The organism is Thermomicrobium sp. 4228-Ro (genome assembly GCF_026241205.1).
Lineage (GTDB): Bacteria > Chloroflexota > Chloroflexia > Thermomicrobiales > Thermomicrobiaceae > Thermomicrobium.
This window is the reverse complement of record NZ_JAPFQM010000001.1, coordinates 1,758,392-1,779,643: the sequence shown is the minus strand read 5'-3', so window position 1 is coordinate 1,779,643 and position 21,252 is coordinate 1,758,392. Positions and strand designations below refer to the sequence as shown.

At 63.6% G+C, this 21,252-nt stretch carries 23 protein-coding genes, 1 tRNA gene and 1 other annotated feature; of the genes, 2 read left to right on the top strand and 22 right to left on the bottom strand.

Annotated features, from left to right (window positions below; genetic code table 11):
• The 12 genes from OO015_RS08350 to OO015_RS08295 all read right to left on the bottom strand — a co-directional run bounded on the left by OO015_RS08350 (nt 1) and on the right by OO015_RS08295 (nt 10,289).
• Nucleotides 1-456: a F0F1 ATP synthase subunit epsilon gene (locus OO015_RS08350; RefSeq protein ID WP_265940771.1), complete on the bottom strand. Its 456-nt coding sequence runs from the start codon at nt 454-456 to the stop codon at nt 1-3.
• Nucleotides 457-470: 14 nt separating this feature from the next.
• Nucleotides 471-1,883 (bottom strand): F0F1 ATP synthase subunit beta, encoded by a 1,413-nt coding sequence (atpD, locus tag OO015_RS08345; RefSeq protein WP_265940770.1) that lies wholly within the window; start codon nt 1,881-1,883, stop codon nt 471-473.
• Nucleotides 1,884-1,914: 31 nt separating this feature from the next.
• Nucleotides 1,915-2,805: a F0F1 ATP synthase subunit gamma gene (locus OO015_RS08340; protein ID WP_265940769.1), complete on the bottom strand. Its 891-nt coding sequence runs from the start codon at nt 2,803-2,805 to the stop codon at nt 1,915-1,917.
• Nucleotides 2,806-2,829: 24 nt separating this feature from the next.
• Nucleotides 2,830-4,365 (bottom strand): F0F1 ATP synthase subunit alpha, encoded by a 1,536-nt coding sequence (gene atpA / locus OO015_RS08335; protein ID WP_265940768.1) that lies wholly within the window; start codon nt 4,363-4,365, stop codon nt 2,830-2,832.
• A gap of 19 nt (nt 4,366-4,384) precedes the next feature.
• Nucleotides 4,385-4,927 (bottom strand): ATP synthase F1 subunit delta, encoded by a 543-nt coding sequence (atpH, locus tag OO015_RS08330; RefSeq protein WP_265940767.1) that lies wholly within the window; start codon nt 4,925-4,927, stop codon nt 4,385-4,387.
• 15 nt (nt 4,928-4,942) lie between these two features.
• Entirely contained in the window at nt 4,943-5,440 is a 498-nt protein-coding gene (gene atpF, locus OO015_RS08325; protein ID WP_265940766.1) for a F0F1 ATP synthase subunit B, read from the bottom strand.
• Between the two features lie 110 nt (nt 5,441-5,550).
• Nucleotides 5,551-5,757 (bottom strand): ATP synthase F0 subunit C, encoded by a 207-nt coding sequence (gene atpE / locus OO015_RS08320; RefSeq protein ID WP_041436708.1) that lies wholly within the window; start codon nt 5,755-5,757, stop codon nt 5,551-5,553.
• A gap of 112 nt (nt 5,758-5,869) precedes the next feature.
• On the bottom strand, nt 5,870-6,766 hold the full coding sequence (gene atpB / locus OO015_RS08315) for a F0F1 ATP synthase subunit A (protein ID WP_265940765.1): 897 nt from the start codon (nt 6,764-6,766) through the stop codon (nt 5,870-5,872).
• A 7-nt stretch (nt 6,767-6,773) separates the two neighbouring features.
• Entirely contained in the window at nt 6,774-7,001 is a 228-nt protein-coding gene (locus OO015_RS08310; protein WP_265940764.1) for an AtpZ/AtpI family protein, read from the bottom strand.
• A 70-nt stretch (nt 7,002-7,071) separates the two neighbouring features.
• A complete protein-coding gene (locus OO015_RS08305) occupies nt 7,072-8,727 on the bottom strand; it encodes a CTP synthase (protein WP_265940763.1) in 1,656 nt (551 codons plus the stop codon).
• A 32-nt stretch (nt 8,728-8,759) separates the two neighbouring features.
• On the bottom strand, nt 8,760-9,401 hold the full coding sequence (locus tag OO015_RS08300; RefSeq protein ID WP_265940762.1) for an MBL fold metallo-hydrolase: 642 nt from the start codon (nt 9,399-9,401) through the stop codon (nt 8,760-8,762).
• Between the two features lie 240 nt (nt 9,402-9,641).
• Complete coding sequence (locus OO015_RS08295; protein ID WP_265940761.1) at nt 9,642-10,289, bottom strand: regulatory protein RecX; 648 nt, start codon at nt 10,287-10,289, stop codon at nt 9,642-9,644.
• Between the two features lie 58 nt (nt 10,290-10,347).
• Here OO015_RS08295 and OO015_RS08290 point away from each other — a divergent pair, with 58 nt between their 5' ends.
• Entirely contained in the window at nt 10,348-10,980 is a 633-nt protein-coding gene (locus tag OO015_RS08290) for a YdcF family protein (RefSeq protein WP_265940760.1), read from the top strand.
• A gap of 18 nt (nt 10,981-10,998) precedes the next feature.
• Here the strand turns inward: OO015_RS08290 and leuS are convergent, their stop codons facing one another.
• On the bottom strand, nt 10,999-13,488 hold the full coding sequence (gene leuS, locus OO015_RS08285; RefSeq protein ID WP_265940759.1) for a leucine--tRNA ligase: 2,490 nt from the start codon (nt 13,486-13,488) through the stop codon (nt 10,999-11,001).
• Nucleotides 13,489-13,537: 49 nt separating this feature from the next.
• Nucleotides 13,538-13,756: a binding site (T-box leader), on the bottom strand.
• Between the two features lie 55 nt (nt 13,757-13,811).
• Nucleotides 13,812-13,883 (bottom strand) — tRNA-Ala (locus tag OO015_RS08280).
• A 223-nt stretch (nt 13,884-14,106) separates the two neighbouring features.
• On the opposite strand from OO015_RS08280, the gene rimO reads away from it, so the two are divergent.
• Nucleotides 14,107-15,519 carry a 30S ribosomal protein S12 methylthiotransferase RimO gene (gene rimO / locus OO015_RS08275; RefSeq protein WP_265940758.1) on the top strand — a complete coding sequence of 471 codons (1,413 nt, stop codon included), beginning with the start codon at nt 14,107-14,109 and terminating at the stop codon, nt 15,517-15,519.
• On the opposite strand, the gene OO015_RS08270 is transcribed toward rimO, so the two are convergent.
• From OO015_RS08270 to OO015_RS08235, 8 genes are all read right to left on the bottom strand, one after another.
• Nucleotides 15,471-16,325 carry a lysophospholipid acyltransferase family protein gene (locus OO015_RS08270; protein WP_265940757.1) on the bottom strand — a complete coding sequence of 285 codons (855 nt, stop codon included), beginning with the start codon at nt 16,323-16,325 and terminating at the stop codon, nt 15,471-15,473. The genes rimO and OO015_RS08270 overlap by 49 nt on opposite strands.
• Nucleotides 16,322-16,984 (bottom strand): CDP-alcohol phosphatidyltransferase family protein, encoded by a 663-nt coding sequence (locus OO015_RS08265; RefSeq protein WP_265940756.1) that lies wholly within the window; start codon nt 16,982-16,984, stop codon nt 16,322-16,324. Before OO015_RS08265 ends, OO015_RS08270 begins: the two co-directional genes overlap by 4 nt.
• Before the next feature lie 20 nt (nt 16,985-17,004).
• Entirely contained in the window at nt 17,005-18,006 is a 1,002-nt protein-coding gene (locus tag OO015_RS08260; RefSeq protein ID WP_265940755.1) for a DUF1648 domain-containing protein, read from the bottom strand.
• Nucleotides 18,007-18,043: 37 nt separating this feature from the next.
• Nucleotides 18,044-19,426, bottom strand: a complete 1,383-nt coding sequence (locus tag OO015_RS08255) for a peptidylprolyl isomerase (protein ID WP_265940754.1) — start codon at nt 19,424-19,426, stop codon at nt 18,044-18,046.
• 61 nt (nt 19,427-19,487) lie between these two features.
• A complete protein-coding gene (rpsR, locus tag OO015_RS08250; RefSeq protein ID WP_416236573.1) occupies nt 19,488-19,817 on the bottom strand; it encodes a 30S ribosomal protein S18 in 330 nt (109 codons plus the stop codon).
• A gap of 24 nt (nt 19,818-19,841) precedes the next feature.
• Nucleotides 19,842-20,297 (bottom strand): single-stranded DNA-binding protein, encoded by a 456-nt coding sequence (locus OO015_RS08245; RefSeq protein WP_265940753.1) that lies wholly within the window; start codon nt 20,295-20,297, stop codon nt 19,842-19,844.
• Nucleotides 20,298-20,334: 37 nt separating this feature from the next.
• Nucleotides 20,335-20,652 (bottom strand): 30S ribosomal protein S6, encoded by a 318-nt coding sequence (gene rpsF, locus OO015_RS08240; protein ID WP_265940752.1) that lies wholly within the window; start codon nt 20,650-20,652, stop codon nt 20,335-20,337.
• 194 nt (nt 20,653-20,846) lie between these two features.
• Nucleotides 20,847-21,134, bottom strand: a complete 288-nt coding sequence (locus OO015_RS08235; RefSeq protein WP_265940751.1) for a hypothetical protein — start codon at nt 21,132-21,134, stop codon at nt 20,847-20,849.
• Between the last annotated feature and the right edge of the window lie 118 nt (nt 21,135-21,252).

The window sequence follows — 21,252 nt, the reverse complement described above, 5'->3', positions numbered from 1 at the left end:
TTACACCTCAGCTTCCGCAAGCGGCGGCCCACCTGGCGCCGGCCGTGCCCGTCGCTTCCGTGCGACGGCGATCCGTACCGTCGAGCGCCGGAGCGCCATTTCCGCACGTTGCCGGTCGATATCCGCCCGCCGCTCGCGCAGTCGCGCGAGCGCACGCTGTCTCGCCTCCTCCGCCCGTGCGAGGTCGATCTCCTCGGCACGCTCCGATACGTCAGCGAGGACACGGACGACGTTGTTAGCGACCTCGATGAAGCCGCCGAAGATCGTCAACACGTCCTCCTCGCGCCCTCGCTTCACCCGCATCTCGCCCATCCCGAGGAGCGAAATGAGCGGGGCATGCCGTGGCAGGATTCCCAACACCCCTTCGGCTCCCGGTGCGATCACCATGTCGGCATCGTCAACGGCGTACACGAGCCGTTCGGCGGTCACGACTTCCACGTGGAGCTTCCCCGCCATCCTCTACCCCTCGCTCACGCCTCGCGAGCCATCTGCTCGGCCTTCTCGACCGCCTCGTCGATCGTTCCGACCATGTAGAAGGCCTGCTCGGGCAGGTGGTCGTGCTTCCCTTCGAGGATCTCCTTGAACCCGCGCACCGTCTCGTGCCGCGGTACGTAGCGTCCCGGTCGACCGGTAAACGCCTCGGCCACGAACATCGGCTGGGAAAGGAAGCGCTGGATCTTCCGTGCCCGCGCGACGATGAGCTTGTCCTCCTCGCTGAGCTCTTCGACGCCGAGGATCGCGATGATGTCCTGCAAATCGCGATACCGCTGGAGTACCCGCTGGACTTCGCGTGCCACTGTATAGTGCTCCAGGCCCACAATGTTCGGATCGAGGATACGCGAGGTCGAAGCCAGCGGGTCGACCGCCGGATACAGTCCCTGCTCAGCGATCGACCGCTCCAGCGCGATCGTCGCGTCGAGGTGTGCGAAGGTCGTGGCTGGCGCGGGATCGGTATAGTCGTCAGCCGGCACGTAGATCGCCTGCACCGACGTGATCGATCCCCGCTTCGTCGAGGTGATGCGCTCCTGGAGCTGCCCCATGTCGGTGCCGAGGGTCGGCTGATACCCGACCGCACTCGGCATGCGCCCGAGCAACACCGAGACCTCAGCGCCCGCCTGCACGAAACGGAAGATGTTGTCGATGAAGAGCAGAACGTCGCGCCCCTCGTCGCGGAAATACTCGGCCATCGTGAGTCCTGTCAATCCGACGCGCAGGCGAGCACCAGGCGGTTCGTTCATCTGGCCAAAGACAAGCACGGTCTTGTCGATCACGCCCGACTCGCGCATCTCGCGCCAGAGCTGCGTCCCCTCGCGCGTGCGCTCGCCCACACCGCAGAACACCGAATATCCGCCGTGCTCGGCAGCGATGTTGCGGATCAGCTCCATGATGATGACGGTCTTGCCGACGCCAGCTCCTCCGAAGACGCCGACCTTACCGCCCTTCGTGAAAGGCGCGACGAGGTCGATGACCTTCAGCCCTGTCTCGAACACCTCGACCTGCGTCGACTGCTCTTCGAATGCGGGCGCCGGTCGGTGAATCGGCCAGCGCGGTGCATCCTCCGGTACTGGCCCCTGCTCGTCGATCGGCTCGCCGACCACATTGAAGATCCGACCGAGTGTCGCCGGCCCGACCGGAACCTTGATCGGCTCGCCGGTATCGATCACCGGCATGCCGCGCTTGAGTCCGTCCGTCGTCGACATCGCAACGGCACGCGCCCAGTCGTTGCCGAGGTGTTGCTGCACCTCGAGCACCAAACGGCCACCCTCCGGCCGCTCGACGATGAGCGCATTGTAGATGTCCGGCAGCTGCCCGGGTGGAAACTCCACGTCGACGACGACACCTTGGATCTGCACGATTCGCCCAGTCGCTACCGTCGTGGCCATCGTCCTCACCTCGCTTCTTCCGTCCGCTGTTTCATTGCAGCGCTCCGAGTGCGTTCGCGCCGGCTGCGATCTCGCTCACCTCGCGCGTGATCTGTGCCTGCCGTGCCTTGTTGTAGGTCAGGGTCAATTCGGCGACGAGATCGAGCGCATTCTGGGTCGCGTTCCGCATCGCGACCATCCGCGCGCTGTGCTCGGAGGCAGCCGCTTCCAGCATCACGCGATAGAGCTGCATCTCGATGAAGCGCGGGAGCAGAGCGTCCAGAACGGTGACGGGATCCGGCTCGAAGATATAGTCGCTGATCGCACCCGTTCCCTCGGGCGGCTCGATCGGCAGGAGCTGCAGCACTCGCGGCTCCTGCCGGAGCGTGTTGATGAAGTGCGTGTAGATCACGAAGACCGCGTCGACGCGCCCGCTCACGAAGTCCTGTGTCGCGAGCTCGGCGATCGGTCGGATAGCCTCCAGCGAGGGTCGATCGGAAATGCGGGTGAACTCCGCCACCATCGGCCAGCCGTGGCGCACCAGGAAGTCGCGTCCCTTCCGTCCGACCGCGACGATGTCGAAGTTTTCGATCGGCTCAGTCCGCTCGCGCGTGATGAAATCGACTGCCCGCCGAATGACGTTCGTGTTCAGCGGGCCAGCAAGTCCTCGGTCGGCCGTCACCAGGATGAGCTGGATCCGTTCGATCGGCCGCCTCTGGAGGAGTGGGAACGTCGTCACTTCTTCTTGCGGACTGGTCATCGCAGCCAGGTCACCGAGCATCGCCCGGATGCGGTCAGCGTACGGTCGGGCTGCCAGTACGGCTTGCTGTGCCCGCCGCATCCGGGATGCAGCCACCATCTCCATCGCGCGAGTGATCTGCGCTGTGTTCTTGATCGACCGAATGCGTCGCCGTATCTCGCGCGGTGTTACTGCCTGCGGCACAGTTGCGAGCCCCCTTTCGAGGCGCTAGACGATCACCCGCTCCTGCGGCGGGGCCCAGATGCTCGACTTGAAGGCACGAACCACCTCATGGAGTTGCTGGATGAGATCGTCCTTGAGTTCCTTCTCGGTCGCGATACGCTGCAAGATCTCGGGGTGACTCGTCCGCAGGTATTCCAAGTACTGCTTCTCGAACTCGCGCACGTGCTCGACCAGCACGTCGTCCAGATACCCGTTCGTCGCCACCCAAATGATGGCAACCTGTTCCTCGACCGGCATCGGCTGGTACTGCGGCTGCTTGAGCACCTCGGTCAACCGCAAGCCCCGGTCGATCTGTCGCTTCGTCGCCGGATCGAGTTCGGCCGCGAACTGCGCGAACGCAGCCAGCTCACGGAACTGCGCCAGTTCGAGCCGCAGCCGACCAGCAACTTGCCGCATGGCGCGAATCTGTGCCGCACCGCCGACTCGCGACACCGAGAGACCGACGTTGATCGCTGGTCGGATACCAGCGTAGAAGAGATCCGGCTCCAGGTAGATCTGACCGTCCGTGATCGAAATCACGTTCGTCGGAATGTACGCCGACACGTCGTTCGCCTGTGTCTCGACGATCGGCAAGGCCGTCAGGGTCCCGCCACCGAGGTCGTCGCGCAGGCGTGCAGCGCGCTCGAGCAACCGGGAATGCAGGTAAAAGATGTCACCTGGGTATGCCTCGCGTCCGGGCGGGCGGCGCATGAGGAGGGAGACCTGGCGGTACGCCCAGGCGTGCTTCGAGAGGTCGTCGTACACGATGAGCGCATGCCCACCGCTCTCCATGATCTCCTCACCCATCGCGCACCCGGCATAGGGCGCGATGTACTGGAGCGCTGCAGGGTCGGACGCGGTCGCTGCCACGACGATCGTGTGCTCCATTGCACCGTAGCGCTCCAGCGTCGCGACCGTCTGCGCAACCTGCGCACGCTTCTGCCCGATCGCGACATAGATGCAGATGACGCCCTTCCCCTTCTGGTTGATGATGGTATCGATCGCGATCGCTGTCTTCCCGGTCTGGCGGTCACCGATGATCAATTCGCGCTGTCCACGACCGATCGGGATCATCGCGTCGATCGCCTTGATACCGGTCTGCAGGGCGGTATCGACGTCCTGACGCATCACCACGCCCGGCGCGATCCGCTCGATCGGTCGGAACTTTTCGGTCTTGATCGGTCCCTTTCCGTCGATCGGCTCACCGAGCGCATTGACGACACGCCCGACCAGCTCCGGTCCAACCGGTACCGAGGCGATCCGACCCGTCGCCCGGACCTCGTCACCCTCCTCGATTCCCGTATAGTCACCGAGAATGATCACGCCGACCGAGTCTTCCTGCAGGTTGAACGCCATCCCGAGCACGCCGTTCTCGAACTCGACGAGCTCGCTGGCCATCACGTCGCGTAAGCCATGGACAGTGGCGATCCCATCGCCGACCTGCACGACGTAGCCGACGTTGGTCACCACCATCCGGCTGCCGTACTGCTCGATTTGCTGTTTCAGGATCTCCGTGATTTCGGTAGGACGCACCGACGACATGTTGCCTCCCTCGCCGCGCTCAGGCTGCTGCACCGATCAACTGCCGCCGCAACGCTGTCAGCTGTGTCCGCACGCTCGCATCGAAGACTTCATCGCCGATTCGCAGCACAGCGCCGCCGAGCAGCTCTGGATCGACATGGACGTGGAGCTGCACCGGGCGCTGGAGCCGTCGCTCCAGCTCCTGACGGAGACGATCGACGTCTGCCGCTTCCAGTGGCACCGCCGTGACCAGTTCGACTTCGAGAACGCCACGGGCTTCCCGCAACAACTGACGAAACGCTTCCACGACATCGCGCAACTGGTGCCAACGACCCCGTTCCAGCAGCAGGATCAGGAGATTGCGGACGAACCGGTCTTCCTCGGAGGGGAAGAGCCGCTCGACCAGCTGCACCTTCGCCTCGAGCGGAATCGCTGGATTCTGGATGAACTCCTCCACCTCCGCCTCGGAAGCGAGTGCCTCCAGAGCCGGCAACCGCTGTTCCCAGTGCTCCAGTTGATTGTGCTCCTTCGCGACCGCGAATGCAGCCTGGGCGTATCGCTTGGCGACTCCCGCGACCGCCACGCTCTCCCTCCCGCTCTACCGGCGCACCCCGTCCAGCTCGGCGAGCGCCTGTTCGATCAGCGCCATATGCCGCTCGCGATCCAGCTCCTGGCGGAGAATCCGCGTCGCTGTGAGAATCGCGAGGTCAGCGACCTCGCGGCGGAGTTCGGCCCAGACTCGCTGTCGCTCCGCCTCGATCGTTTCGTGCGCTTGCTGGATCAACTGCTGCGCCTGTTGCTGAGCTTCTTCACGCGCCTTGGCGATCAACTGCTCGGCACTTTCCCGCGCACTCGCCACGATACGCTGTGCTTCGCGCCGGGCTTCGGCCAAAATCTCCTCGTTCCGGGCTTGGGTCTCGGCGAGTTCGCGCTTCATCCGCTCGGCCGCCTCCAACCCCTCGCGGATCCGCTCCTGTCGCTGGTCGATCATGCGCGTAATCGGCCCGAGCGCGAAGCGCCAGAATACCGCGAGAAAGAGCAGGAATGCGATGAGCTGGACGAGTAAGTTTTCGCCGGAGATTCCCAGCTGATCCATCGTCTTGCCCAGCCCCTCCTCGACTCCGTCTTACCGCTCTTCGGGCGGGATCAGGCGCCAGCAGTCACGACGCTGACTGCTGGCGCTCCCCCATCGATCCGTTGCGGGTCTTAGAGCACGAACGCGATGATGACGGCAACCACGAACGCGTAGATCGCGACCGCCTCTGCGAGCGCCGCACCGATGATCATCGTGAGGCGCACAGCCCCCTCGGCCTCCGGATTGCGGCCGATCGCTTCCATCGCCCCCTTGACAGCGAGCCCGATGCCGATTCCCGGGCCCAGCGCACCGAGCCCGATCGCCAGCGCCGCCGCCATCGGTACGACGACACCCGGTTCGGTCACATTGGCGAACACGCGTCCTTCCTCCCTTCATCCAACCGACCCGACGACTCCGAAAAACCCTTCTCGACTCGCCTCGTACCCACGCCTAATCGGCACCAACCGGACGCGCCTGGCGCATCTCCTCCGTTGCGCTGCGTGCATGAGCCGACTCATCATGTTCCTCGTGCCCGTGCCCGTCGGCTGATGCCAGCGCAATGTAAATCAACGTCAGCACCGCGAAGATGAGCGCCTGGATGAACCCGAACAGAACCTCGAGGTAGAGGAAAATGACCGGAATGACGAGCCCGATGACACTGATCTTGATCGCGTTCGCGATCCCGTACATGACGGTCAGCAACGTCTCGCCCGCGAAAATGTTCCCGAAGAGACGGAACGACAGGGACACGATCCGCGAGAGCTCACTGATGATCTCGATCGGCAACAGGAAAGGCGGATTCGCCATGTGCTTGATCCGCCCCCACACCCCGTGTGCCGACAGACCAGCGATCTGGAATGCCACGTAACTGATAAACGCCATCGCGAGCGTCATATTGAGATCGGCACTCGGTGGCCGGAACAGCGGCACGAGCGCCACCTTCCCGTGCTGAGCCTCGGCCGCAGCATCGGTGGCCGCAACGAGCGCATGACCGGTCGTCTCGTGCAGCAAACCGATCGTCCCGATACCCGGCAGCAGGCCGGTGTAGTTCGCAACGATAATGAAAATGAACAGTCCACCGATGAGGGGAAAGATCCGCCGACCGAGCTGCTTACCCGCCGTTCCCTCGACCAGTCCCAGTAAGAATTCGACAACCATTTCGAACACCGACTGGAAACGACCCGGCACCAACTGAGCCCGTCGCGCGATGATCCCACCGACGACGATGAGGAAAAGCATTACGAGAAGCATCGTGAGGAACGAATTCGTGATACGGAGATCGAAACTGGTACCGGGTATCGAAACAGTCCACAAGGTCTCGGGCTTGACCGAGATATGGAGTTCCACGCTCTCCCTACCTCCCGCCGCGCTGATTTCGACGACTCCCCGCCAGCACCGCCAGCTGGTAGAACGAGTATCCGGCTGTTACCAGCCCGAGCACCACACCAACAAGCGTCAAGACAGGCGCCGTCCCGAGCCACCTATCCAGGAGAACGCCGCCGCCGATACACAAAACGAGACTCGACACGACCGTGAAGCCGAGACTCAGGGCGACACCGATCGTCTGCCAGCCCCTCACCATCGGCGGGCGGTCCTCCGGCCCGCTCACGCTTGCGCATCCTATCACAAACTGTCCGATCGCCGCAACTCGCTCAATCGTCGGCCACTTCTGCCGCAACCGGCGCGTCGAATGGAAGCGGCCGCTGATCCCCCTCCCGCAGCACCTGCTTGGCTACACCGATGAAGGCCGCGAACAACGGGTGTGGCCGGTTGGGCCGGGACTTGAATTCCGGATGGAACTGGACACCCACGAACCACGGATGGTTGCGCAACTCCATGATCTCGACGTACCGCCCGTCTGGCGATTCGCCGCTCACCAGGAAGCCAGCCTCCTCGAACAGTTCCCGGTATGCATTGTTGACTTCCCAGCGGTGTCGATGTCGTTCGTAGACGAGCGGCTCGCCGTAGGCAAGCGCGGCTTTCGTCCCCGCCCGGAGTGCACACGGATAGCGCCCCAGCCGCATCGTCCCACCCATTTCCACACCACGCTGATCCGGCATGAGGTCGATGACGGGATGCGGTGTTTCCGGGTCGATCTCCGTGCTATTCGCACCGCTCAATCCCAAGACGTTGCGCGCGAACTCGATGACAGCCATATGGAGACCGTAGCAGAGGCCAAGATACGGAATCTCGCGCTCGCGCGCGTACCGGGCTGCGAACATCTTCCCCTCGACGCCGCGTGGGCCGAAACCACCCGGCACGACGATACCGTTCACGGTCCGCAACGCTGTTTCGATCTCGTGTCGCTCGGCCGCCGAATTGACCCAAACGATCTCCACAGCAAGATCGTGAGCGAGTCCAGCGTGTTTGAGCGCCTCCACCACGCTCAAGTAGGCATCGTGCAGTTCGACATACTTCCCGACGAGTGCGATCCGGATGCGTCGACGCGGCGCTTTGAGACGCTCGACCATCCGTTCCCACTCTGCCAGATCCGGTTTCCGGTCAGCCCAACCGAAGTGCTCCACGATGTACCGCCCGAGACCAGCTCGTTCCAGTATGAGCGGTACCTCGTAAATCGTCTCCGCCGTCGGCAGGAGGATGACGGCCTCCTCGTCGACGTCGCCGAACAGCGCGACCTTGGCCCGAACGTCATCACCGACTGGATGATCGGTGCGGCAGATGATGACGTCAGGCTGGATACCGATCGCACGCAACTCCTTGACACTGTGCTGCGTCGGTTTCGTCTTCACTTCACCGGTGCTTTGAATGTAGGGCAGTAAGGTGACATGGATGTAAAGGACATTCCGCCGCCCCTCTTCCCGTCGCATTTGTCGAATGGCCTCGAGGAAAGGCTGGCCCTCGATATCGCCGACCGTCCCGCCGACCTCGACGACCACGACGTCCGGTCGATGGATCTCGGCGACCTGCCGAATACGTGCCTTGATCTCGTTGGTGATGTGCGGAATGACTTGAACGGTGCCGCCCAGATAATCGCCCCGCCGCTCTTTGGCGATCACTGCCGAGTACACCTGGCCCGTCGTCACGTTCGACGCACGGCTCAGATCCTCGTCCGTGAACCGTTCGTAGTGCCCGAGGTCGAGGTCGGTCTCCGCGCCGTCCTCGGTCACGAACACTTCGCCGTGCTGATAGGGTGACATCGTTCCCGGATCGACATTGAGGTATGGATCGAGCTTCATCAGCGCGACCCGCAGCCCCCTGCTTTTCAGCAATCTCCCGATGGCCGCGGTCGCGATTCCCTTCCCGACCGACGACACGACACCACCGGTGACGAAGATGTACTTCGGCATCGCCCCACCTCCGGGCACGACCATTCCGGCCCTTACGGGTCGGGGACCAGCACCACGACCTCCATCGCTTCCCCGAATTCCCCCTTGCGCACCGTCAACGACTCGCGTGTCGTCCATTCCGTGACACCCATCGCTCGCAAAAACCGCTCCACCGGCTCCCGCCCGGAGTCTCCGTGCTCTGTCCGGAATTGCAGCGGAATCACGACGTGCGGCTCGATCTGCCCGACGACTTCCACCGCGCGGTCGGCATCGAGTGTCGTACCCCCGCCGACCGGCACCAGCAGCACATCGACCTCGCTCAGCAACTCCGCCTGTTCGTCACTCAGCGTGTGGCCGAGATCACCGAGATGACAAATCTGCACTCCGTCCAGGTCAACAACGTACACGGTGTTCTTGCCGAGCCGTGCCCCACGCTCCTCATCATGGTAGGTACGGATTCCGGTGATGAACGTGCCCTTGATTTCGTACTCGCCCGGCCCGTCGATCAGCCGATAGCCTGGTCGAACCAGATCGAGGTAACGGTGCCCTGGATGAGCATGACTGACCGTCACGATATCCGCTCGCTGCTTGGGCGGATGGTAACCGGTTTCAGGTGCGACCGGATCCATGACGACGGTGACGTCACGGCCGCGCAACCGGACACACGCATGCCCCAGCCATTTGATTTCCGACATCGACCAGCCGTCCGTTCGCTCTCGTTCCGATACAGGACGGAACGCACGACGAGGGTTCTTCGGTTCACATCGGGACCTCAGTATACCCGGTGTCCGTTCACCCCAGCAACCAGGATTCGGCATCCCGTTCGCTCCACGTCCGCTTCTCTTGCGACCCGTACGGTTGTCTCTCGACGCTCGGACATGGGGGAACGAAGCGGCTGCCGGAGCCACAGCGGCGACGTACTGCGGCAGGCGAGATTACTCCTCGCCTTCGGCTTCGAGAAGGCTCTTGACGACGCGATGGATAACCGACCAGGAGAATCCCCGACGCTGGAGAACCCCGATCAATCGACGCTCGGCCACCGCCCGATCCAATCGCTGGAGTCGATGCCAGTGCTTCTGTGCGACCGCGCGTGCCGCTTCCAAATCGTCAACCGAGTCATTCCCGACCACGGCATCGATGATCTCGGGCGCAACGCCCCTGACCCGGAGCTCACGCCGCAACGCAGCCGCCCCACGAGGACTGAAGCGACGCCGCTGGGTAACCCACGCCTCAGCGAAAGCACGATCGTCGAGATAGCCGAGATGCCGAAGCCGCGAGAGAACCTCTGCGACGATGTCCTCGGCAGTTCCCTCCTGTCGCAGTCGTTGCGCGAGTTCCGCCTCGCTGCGTGGTCGACTTGCCAGTGCACGCAGGGCGATGTCCATCGCAGCGTCCACTGCACCTGCACGTTCGATCGCAGCGACGCGCTCGCTCGTCAACCGCTCTCCGACAACGATCCCCAGCTCAGCAACGCGTGCTGCCGAGAGCAGGAGCCAGGGTTCGCCGTCCCGCTCCACCACGAATCGGTCCGCCCGTCGTGGGTGCGGGGCCAGGCGGGTTATGCGTTGCTCGACTTCCGCCACCGAACACCTCCGGAGAATCCAGTCAGCGTATCTGGCACAGTTAACCTAGGAGGGAACGATGACCCAGGTGGCAGCCCCGACTCGGAGCAGACAACACTCCTTGCACTGGATGGCCTTCGGCCTTCTCGGTCTCAGCGTACTCGCCACCGGTACGACGCTCTTCGTACTCGCCCTGGCTATCGAAGCACAGGCCCGGAACGACGAACGGGCACCCGCCGACGCCATCGTGGTACTCGGTGCGGCTCAGTACAACGGCCGACCGACTCGTGCCTTCCGCGCCAGACTCGATCATGCCGCCGCCCTCTACCGCCAGGGCTATGCCTCGACCGTGGTCTTGGTGGGTGGCAGCGTTGCCCCCGATGACCTCACCGAAGCAGAGGTCGGCGCTCGCTACCTCCAGCAACTCGGAATCCCGCCAGAGGCCCTCGTGGTGGTTCCTGTCGGGCGCAATACCTGGCAGAGTCTGGAGGCCGCTGCTACCACGCTGCACGCTCGTGGCGTGCAGCGCCTGTTACTCGTCAGCGACGGGTTCCATTTGTTCCGCAGCAAGCTCATGGCCCGCGACCTCGGCTTCGTCGCGCTCGGCTCACCGGCAGTGAACAGCCCGATCCGCCCAGGCTCCCCGCTCGAACGCTGGTACATCGTCCGCGAGGCGTTCGCGACGCTCGCCTACCTGATCGGTCGCCGCTGACGTACGACGCAGCTCGACTCAGTCGGCTGCTTCGCTGACGACGAAGTTGACGAGCCGTCCTGGTACGTAGATCACGCGCTCGATCCGCTTCCCAGCAAGGTAGCTCTGGACGCGTTCCGTCGCGCGGGCCCGAGCGACCGCTTCGTCCTCGCTGATATCGACCGGAACCACCAGACGATCGCGAACTCGCCCATTGACCTGCACCACCAGCTCGACCGTCCCCTCAGCAGCGAGTTCGGGATCGTAGCTCGGCCAGGCCTGCAGATGCACGCTGTACGGCTTCCCGAGACGTTCCCACAGTTCTTCCGCGATGTGCGGTGCGCCTGGCGCCAACAGGAGCACCAGCGTCTCGAGCGCTTCCCGCCACACCGGCATCCGGACAACCGGAGTCTCGCGCAATCGTGAAAGTTCGTTCACGAGCTCCATGAGGCGCGCGATCGCGGTGTTGAAACTGAAGGTCTCGAAATCGTCAGTGACCTGCTTGATGGTGCGATGCACGAGACGACGCAACGCGCGTGCCTGGTCGTCGTCTTCCGTATCGACCGATATGTCGAGCGTCTCGTTCACCAGGGCCCAGACACGCTGCAGGAAACGCTGCACACCGGCCACGCCGCGCGAGCTCCACGGCCCACCTTGACTCCACGGGCCGATGAACATCAAGTACAAGCGCACCGTATCTGCCCCGAGTCGCGCAACCAGGTCGTCCGGATCGACGACGTTCCCGCGGCTCTTCGACATTTTCTCGCCGTCCTCGCCCAGGATCACCCCGTGATTGAACAGGCGCAGGAACGGCTCCCGGTGGTTCACCAGTCCCAGATCAGCCAGCACCTTCGTCCAGAACCGGCTGTAGAGGAGGTGCAGGATGGCGTGTTCGATCCCACCGGTGTACTGATCGACCGGCGTCCAGTACGTGACTTTGTCCGGGTCGAACGGACGCTCGCTGTCATGTGGACTCAGGTACCGATACCAGTACCAAGACGAGTCGACGAAGGTATCCATCGTATCGGTCTCGCGCCGTGCCGTTCCGCCGCACTGCGGGCAGGACGTGTTGACGAAGTCCTCGTGCGTGACGAGCGGCGATTGTCCAGTCGGCATGAACTCGGCATCCTCGGGGAGCAGCACCGGCAACTGATCCTCCGGAACGGGAACCATCCCGCAGCGATCACAGTACACGATCGGGATCGGTGTGCCCCAATAGCGTTGGCGCGAGATCAGCCAGTCGCGTAACCGGTAGGTCACCTCGCGACGACCGATCCCCTGTTGCTCGAGCCAGTCGATCACCTTGCGGATCGCCTCGCCACCCGCCGTCGGCGTACCATCGAACGGCCCGGAGTTGACCATGACACCATCACCGTCGTACGCCTCCTCCATCGTGGCCGGGTCAAGCGTACGGTCGGGCGGCTGGATGACGACCACGATCGGAAGGCCGAACTGGCGCGCGAACTCGAAGTCGCGCTGATCGTGCGCTGGTACGGCCATGATCGCGCCTGTGCCGTAGTGCATCAGGACATAGTCCGCGATCCAAATCGGGATACGTTGCCCATTGACCGGATTGATCGCGTACGCGCCGATGAAGACACCCGTCTTCTCACGCTCGGTCGACGTGCGCTCGATATCGCTTCGCCGGCGGGCCTGGTCAATGTACGCCTCGACTTCGGCTCTCCGATCCGGTGTCGTCAACTTTTGGACCAGCGGGTGCTCGGGCGCCAGAACCATGAACGTCGCGCCCCACAAGGTGTCCGGCCGTGTCGTGAACACCTCGATCGGATCGCCCTGCTCGCTGTGGAAGACGATGCGGGCACCCTCCGACCGGCCGATCCAGTTGCGCTGCATCGTGATGACGCGCTCTGGCCAGTCGATACCGTCGAAACGGAGCAACTCCTCCGCGTAGGCCGTAATGCGCAGGAACCACTGCTCGAGATCGCGCCGGTACACCTCGGTACCGCACCGCTCGCAGCGCCCATCGATCACCTGTTCGTTCGCGAGAACGGTCTGACAGGTCGGGCACCACCACACCGGTGCTTTCGCCCGGTAGGCAAGCCCTCGCTTGTAGAACTGCAGGAAGAACCACTGATTCCAGCGGTAATACTCCGGGAGGCAGGTGATGACTTCCTTCGACCAGTCGAACATCGCTCCCATCGAGCGAAGCTGCTTCTTCATGTGAGCGATGTTCTGCATGGTCCAGACCCGTGGATGGATCCCGTGCCTGATAGCCGCATTTTCTGCCGGCAGTCCAAAGGCATCGAACCCGAACGGGAAGAGCACGTTGTACCCACGCATCCGCTTGTAACGGGCAGCCGCGTCAGCCGGCGCGTACGAGAACCAGTGTCCGATATGGAGGTTTCCCGAGGGATACGGGAACATGACGAGGTGATACCACTTCGGCTTCGCCGGATCCTCCTGGACATTCAGGTAGATACCGGTCTCTTCCCAAATCTTTTGCCACTTGGGCTCGATGACCTGCGGCTCGTAGCGCTCGGTTCGGCGCTCCTGCTGTGTGGTCGTCATCGCTGTGCCCTCCTGCAGCTCCTGGCTCCAACGCACGACGGCCCGCCCACGAAGGGACGGGCCGACCCGCGGTACCACCCTCCTTGGCGTCGACAGCGCGACACCCACCTCCACCGTGCGGTAACGGGCACGATCCGGCGCGAGCTACTCGCGCTTTCGCTCGCGCAGCTCCGGGGCGAGTTCACGGCCTCGAGCCGACCGGGCTCGCACCGACCACCGGCTCGCTGAACGGCTGCGGCCCGCTACTGCTCCCCTTCGCCGCTCTTCCCCGTCACATGACGACAACCGGTCGCACCCTTCGGTGGAACGGTGATGCTCCTCGGTGGAGCTGAGGGGACTCGAACCCCTGACCCCAACGCTGCCAGCGTTGTGCTCTCCCACTGAGCTACAGCCCCGCGCCGACTCCCTGGCGCAACCACTAGTCTAGCATACTCCCCACGACTCGGACAACGACTGCACTGCTGCAACCGGGCACCATGCGCTTCCCGACCCGATCATGACTCGTCAGTGATCTACACGATGAGCACGCCTTGCCATCTCGCGTTTCACGACTGGGAGTACCGGCCATGTCTGGGCATACTTGCTCGGACGAGCGAAGGAGACGCATGGGGAGTAACGATGACGCCACCGATCCGCTTCCATATCGTGACACTCGGGTGTTCGAAGAATCAGGTCGACTCTGAGGGTATGGCCCAGCGCCTGATCGCCCAGGGACTCGAGCCGACCGACGACCCACGGAAGGCACGAGTCCTGATCGTCAACACCTGCGGGTTCCTGGCTGCCGCACGCGCGGAGTCACGCGCCGCGATCGAGCGTCTGCTGGCCAAACGGAGACCCGACCAGATCGTCATCGCCGCTGGTTGTATGGTCAGTCTCGACGAACACCGGCGGGAGGTTCCGGAAGGAGTCGACGCGCTGCTCTCCACCCGCGAGTGGACACGTATCGATGCTGTGGTCGCTGAACTGCTCGGTCTCCCCATTGCGAGTGTGCGCGCCGACGAGGCCGTCTTTCCGAGTTTCCATCGATTGCCGACAGCCCGACCGAGCGCCTATGTGAAGATCGCGGACGGCTGCGACCATCGTTGCTCCTTTTGTGCGATCCCTCTCATCAAGGGCAACCAGGTCAGCAAGCGACCATCGGACGTCGTCCGCGAGATCCGGGAACTCGTCGATACCGGCAGCAAGGAAGTCGTCCTGGTCGCCCAGGACACTATTCGATACGGTGCTGACCTCGGGATTCGCGATGGTCTCCCCGGCCTCCTCCGCCTGATCGCTGAACAGGTGCCTGAACTACCATGGCTTCGCCTGTTGTACCTCTATCCGACGCCATTGCTGTTCCGACTCATCGACACGATGGCTGAACTCCCGCAGTGCGTCCCCTACCTCGATATCCCGCTCCAGCACGCCGACCCGACCATCCTCCGCGCGATGGCGCGACCGAGCGATCCACAGTTCTATCGCCGGCTCATCGCGTATGCCCGTGAGCGTCTTCCGAACGTCACGCTTCGCACGACCTTCATCGTCGGTTTCCCAGGAGAAACAGAAGAGCACTTCCATCGCCTCTACGAATTCGTTGCCGAAATGCAATTCGACCACGTCGGTGTCTTCGTCTACTCGCCGGAATCGCCGACACCGAGCGTCAGACTCGGTGCGCCGGTATCCCTCGACATCGCCGAGGAGCGACGTGCCAGACTCATGGCCTTGCAGCAGCGCATCTCTCTCGAGAAGAACCGAGCGCTCATCGGGCAAGTACTCCCAGTTCTCATCGAAGGCCAGGGTGAACTCGAAGACGAACGTGGCCGTCGCCGACCGATCGCTGCTGGCCGAGCTCCACGCCATGCTCCTGAGGTCGACGGCCTCGTCTTCGTCCCCGGCCGGCTACCTATCGGCCAGATCGTGCCGGTCCGTATTACCCACGCCGAGCCGTACGATCTTTGGGCCGAGCCGGTCGCTCCCCTCCGCACCGCGCCCAGGCGAAACTCTCAGAGAACCGACTCGACCGACCAGACCGGACGAAAGACCAGCCACTGATCGGGAGCCGCGCGGATCGCCTGTTCGAGCTGGGCAACCACCTGTTCGAGCGCCCCGAGTTCCGTCACGTGCGCCTCATCCCTGGCTGCCAGGTCGATCGCAGGCGCCACACTGACGCGATAGCCGTACCCGGTTCGTTGCGCGAAGACAGGAACGACGGGGCAGCCGAAACGCCGCGCCAGCCGAATCGGAACGTCCGAGAACCACGCTGCCCTTCCGAAAAAGCGAATCGACCGGCCAGCGCGCTCACTCGCCCGGTCGATCAGAAAGACAACCGGAATTCCTGAGCGTAGGGCACGGATCACCGCTCGGAAGCCAGCAGGCGACGGCGACACCAGGGTCACGCCCCGATGTCCGCGCAACCAGCGGACGCAGCGATCGAGCCACACCGGACGCATCGGCTCTGCCAGGACGAGGAACGTGTAGCCGCGCTTGGACAGAAGCGCTGCAACAACGTCGAACGGGCCAAGATGTGCGGAAACGAAGACAATCGGACCTTCACCCACGCGCGGCACTCCATCGCTCCACTCGAGTTCCACAGATGGAGACCAAAAACCGCTGGCGAGCCGCAAGGTGAGGAGTGCCAAGAAGTTGCGCGCGCTCGCCCGGAAGGCACCCTGCACGGCCCGACGCACCACCGGTGAGTAGGGGGGCTCCCCTAGCACCTGGGCCAGATTGCATGCCGCAGCATGTCGATAGCGTGGACAGAGCCAGAACGCGACCGAGCCGGCGAAGTCAGCTAGCACCTGACCACACCGGACGAGTGTGGTGCGAGCGACAGCGTGGAACCGATCACCATTCGTCATCCTGCCGACGGATCGGGAACGCCGCTGTCTCCAACGCGCTCCGGATTCCAGCGGAGATACGGCCAGGCATCGACGAGGACTGGAACACCGCGCGCGACCGTGAGGAGCAGCGTGACATAGACAGCCAGCCAGCCGATACCAACGAGCGCAGGAGAACGGAACAGCGCACCGAGCAGCGGAAACCCCGTGCGTCGCTCCACAACGACGCCAGCCAAGAACAAGAAAGCCACCAGCTTGGCTACGCCATACGCTGCGCGCATCGTGCGTGAGGCAGTCAAGAACCGCGTCAGGCGCGTCCGCGCCATCGTCCGCTCGCCGAACGGTGTTCGTCCCGCTTGGAGCGCGACGCTACGCAACCCATCGACCAGAAAGCCTCGGGTCATCACCAGCAGCGGTGCCCAGACACCGATCAGGCCGAGATCAGCGAACACGATCCACAGCGCATTCTCGACCACTCGGTCACCGGCGATGTCGAAGACTGCCCCGAACACGGTCGTCGTGCCGCGTCGGCGCGCCACGATTCCATCCAGCGCATCACCAGCGAAGACCACGAGCAGGAGTACCCAGGCCAAGACGAGCGACCACCGTTGGTCGGTGTACAGAAGCGCGATTCCTATGAACAGAAGCACCACACGCCCTACGGTAATCGCATTCGCCACGGCTGCCCCCTCGCATGGAGTCAGAGCGTGATCGTCAGGAGTGCGACCCACGTCAGGATGAGAACGATGACCGTCCCACCGAGAATGAGGCGTGCCGCGAACGCTTCGAGCTGCTCGGCCAACAAGGCGAGCGCGACATTCGCGACCGTGACGATGAGGGCAACGAACGGCAACAACCAGAGATCACGTCGTGTCCCGATTCGATCCGGAAGTCCCGAGGCGTTCCAATGGAGAACGAGCGTCTCGGGTAGTGTCTCGTACCGTACGATGAGATACCCGACAAGTCCGAGGAGCAGCGCTCCGGAGACGACGAGCAGACCGACCGCAACCCGATCCCGCAGGAACGCTGGGCGAAGCACGCGTGGGCGTTCGCGCACCATTCCCGCCGACGCGACGTCCCCGACCGTCGGGAACGCGGCTGTCCAGCCCGCGGCGGCGAGCTGTTCCCTGCCAGCGATTTCCGGCTGTGCCGTGCCACGCGCCTGTCGTCGCCGTACCGTCGCGATATGTTCCAAAAAGAGAACGGGTTGTGCCGGGGAAATCGCCCAGTGACGTGTATCCGTGGAAAGAAGGAGCTGGCGACTCGTCGGTTGCGTCGCGACCACCCGCACCCGACCGAAGGGAGCGCGGATCCAGCCAACGTAGTAGCCGGGCCAAAAGGGCTGCCAGGCGTGCCGCACCGACCCGAGTAACGGAGCTGCCGGCCCGGCATAACTCAGCCGATCCACGGGTATCTCTTCGATGCGGTTCGCCCAGCGGATCCGGATCGAATCATCGGTGATATCGTAACCGATGGAGAAGTACGCGAAGAGGAGATAGCCGACGAGCGCTGTCGCGCCACCGCACACCAGGAACACCAGCCAGAGGGCGAGAGGTGGCAAACTCGAACGGGTTAACCCGACCAGCCCGAGACCAGCGAGCACCGCTGTCGCCCCGAGCGCGAGGAAGAGTCCCAGGCCGATAAGCCCACCGGCTGATGGGGCAGCTCGCGCGCGGAAATGGATCATCGGTGGTGCGCGCATCCCTGCTTGCCTCCCGTGCCTGCTGGCCTGGCCCCCATCAGGGTGTCGGCGTCGCAGCTGGTGTCTCTCCGGCCGCCGGTGTCGGAGTCGGGGTCGGCGTCGGCGTTGGTGGTGCGTCCGGTGGGGCAACGAACGGCTGCGTCGCCGGTGTCGGAACCGGAGTCAGCCCCAAATGCCATTCGATCGTCGACGTCCGGCGTTGCTCATCAAGCCAGCGCTGGAAAGCGCGTGAGCGCAACGTTTCCAGCATGCGCAAGCTGATCGGCCGATCCGGATCGCGCTCCAACACCTGGATGACGTGCCACCCGTAGATCGTCTGCACCGGACCCCCGACCTCGCCAGGCGAAAGGCTGAACGCCACATCATCGAACTCCGGAGGCATGTAGCCGCGCGGCAGCCAGCCGAGATCGCCGCCGTTCGGTGCCGTATCGCTATCGATCGACCGCTCCCTCGCGACAGTCACGAAGTCTGCACCACCTTGGATGTCCGCGAGCGCCTGTTCGGCAGCCTCTCGTGTGGTCAGCAAAATATGTCGTGCGTGCACCTGCTCGCCACGCAACGGAATCTGTTCCTCCAAGGCTCGTTGGACCTTCTCGCGTGCCAGCAGTGGTCGCACGACGAATCGTTTGAAGTCGTCGAACGACAGACCAGCTTGATCGAGGACAGTGTCGCGATACTCAGCCATCACGGCAGTTGCCGTGGCCCGCGCCTCTTCCGGCGGCACGGTGGGTGTCGCCGTTGGTGACACTGACGGCGTCGGGGTCGGGGTGGGACTCGGTGTCGGCGTCACTCCCGGTTCTGGCGTCGGTGTCGGCGTCGGAGTCGGCGTTACGGCTGCGGTCGCCGTTGCCCAAGCGGCAGCAGTCGGATCGACACCGAGTGTCGGGGTCGGGGTCAATAGTGGAACGCTGCTGAACAAGCTGAGCGTGTATTCCTCGAGCTCCTTCGGATCGATCGAGACGCCGAGCTGACCCATGCGCTGTACGACGATCAGATCGTCGACCATCTGTTCCACCGTCGGCTGGTTGATCGGATCCTTTTCGACCGTCTCGAGTTGTTGACGCGCTTGGTCTGCGAGCTGCTGGTATTGGGTACTCTGCTGCCCTGTGGTCAAGTTCGCGAGCTGCTGGTATTGACTGATCTGGTTGAGCAGTTCGAGCTTGCGCATCTTCCAGTAGTCGCCCCGCGTTACGCGCTCCCCATTGACTTCGACGATAACCTGGCGAGGAAGATACCAGTATTGATACACCGCGCCGCCGCCCAACAAGAGCGCGACGACGGCGATCACCGACGCCACGCCGATCAAGGCAGCTCGTTCATGAAGACGCTCGCGCTCACGCCGGGGCAACCGTCGTGAGCGCGCGCCGCGTTGCCCTGCTGCGCGCTGACCAGGCAGCCATCGCCTGATGCGCTCCTGCATGCGCCACCTCGCTCCTCAGCGGCCGAACGATCCTGCCCAGGGGAAACCGAGCAGGTACCGCTCATCGCTCCGGTACGAACGGCAGCAGAGCGAGGTGACGCGCGCGCTTGATCGCCCGTGCCAACTGCCGCTGGTGCTTGGCGCAGGTGCCGGTCGAACGGCGTGGCTCGATCTTCGCCTGCGGCGACAGGTACCGACGGAGCCGTCCGAAGTCTTTGTAGTCGATTTGCTTGATGCCATCCATACAGAAGGCGCAGACCTTCTTGCGCGGATAATACCGTGTCGCCGCTCGACTGGGTCGAGACGCTTCGGCAGCCTGCTCCTGTTGCGCCTCGGGCACCTCCGTTGCGCCATTGTCCGCAACACCTGTCGGCTGCAGTTCCTCGGTCATCGCTTCCTCACCCCTCACCGTGGATCAGAATGGTACCTGATCGTTCCATGGATCCTCGTCGTCGAACGACAAATCGGGCGGCAGATCCGGTGCCGGAACCTCTTCCTCGGTCGGCAACCCTGTCGGAGCCGGCACATCGGCCGGTCGCGGACTGAGCAACAGCACTTCCCGGGCGACCACCTCGACGGCGGTGCGCTCCATACCGTCGTTTCCCGTGAAGCGCCGGATCCGCAACCGCCCCGCCACGTAGACCTTCGTGCCTTTCCGGATGTACTGGTCGGCGAACTCAGCCAGCCGGTTCCAGCACACCACGGTAAACCAATCGGTCTCCTCGATAGCTTGCCCAGTATCACCGCTGCGGCGGAACGAATTCACCGCGAGGCGAAACTGTGTGACCGGAGCCCCGGACGGCGTATAGCGCATTTCGGGGTCGCGGCCCACGTTACCGATGAGCTCGATGCGATTCAGTCCGCGTGACATCGTACCCCCCGGGCCTCCGGTTCGTTTCCGGCGTATCTCACGTGTCAAGGCGTACCATGAGATGTCGCAGCACTTGTTCGTTGAGTCGGAGTTCGCGTTCGATCTCGCGCGCCTTCGACGGCGGGCAAACGAGTTGGAAGAGCACGTAAAAGGCTTCCTGGAACTTCATGATCGGGTAAGCCAGGCGACGCCGACCCCACGGGGTATCGCGCTTCTCGAACGACACCGTTCCACCCTGGTCGGCGATCATCGTCCGAATCCGCTCGATAGCCGCTTCCAGTCGCTCATCCGTGAGATCCGGACGCAACAAAACCATGAGTTCGTATTTCCGCGGCTCTGGCTCGTAACGCGGCAACGGAAACCTCCTTCCCATGGGTTCGCGCTGTACTCAAAAGCCGGGCCGTTGCCTCACCCGGTCGGCGACAGCGCGGAAAGGAACGACACACTACGCGGCCCTATCGCCGCGAGCGTGGCCAGTATACCAAACGAGCCCCAGAAAGCTGTTCTGGGGCTCGCTCGCCGACGAGGCCCGTCGCGGTCAGCGAGACATCAGGCGGTTCGTGCTTCGAACTGCTGCACCACTGCTGGTCGCCGTGCCTGGTTGATGACCCAGTCGACGATAACCGCAACCAACGAGCCGATGACGGTATGGACCAGATGGAGTCCGCCAAACGAGGGTCCGAAGGCGGGCAGCTGCTCAGCGATCCAGATACCGAGAAACGGGTAAGCCGCCACCCGCCAGACCTTCTCGGGAAGACGCCCTGGAAGCAGATCGTACCAGAGCACCCCGAAACCGTAACTCAACGCGAGCATCAGGAGGAACGTCCCGAACTCCATGGCGCACCTCCGTTTCCACCTCCCTCGACGGGCCCCGTGGCGATCTGTTTGAACAACCCCGGTAATTATTGTACAGCTCGGTTCGCCCAGCGTAGCCAACGCCCCTACTGCGTCACCC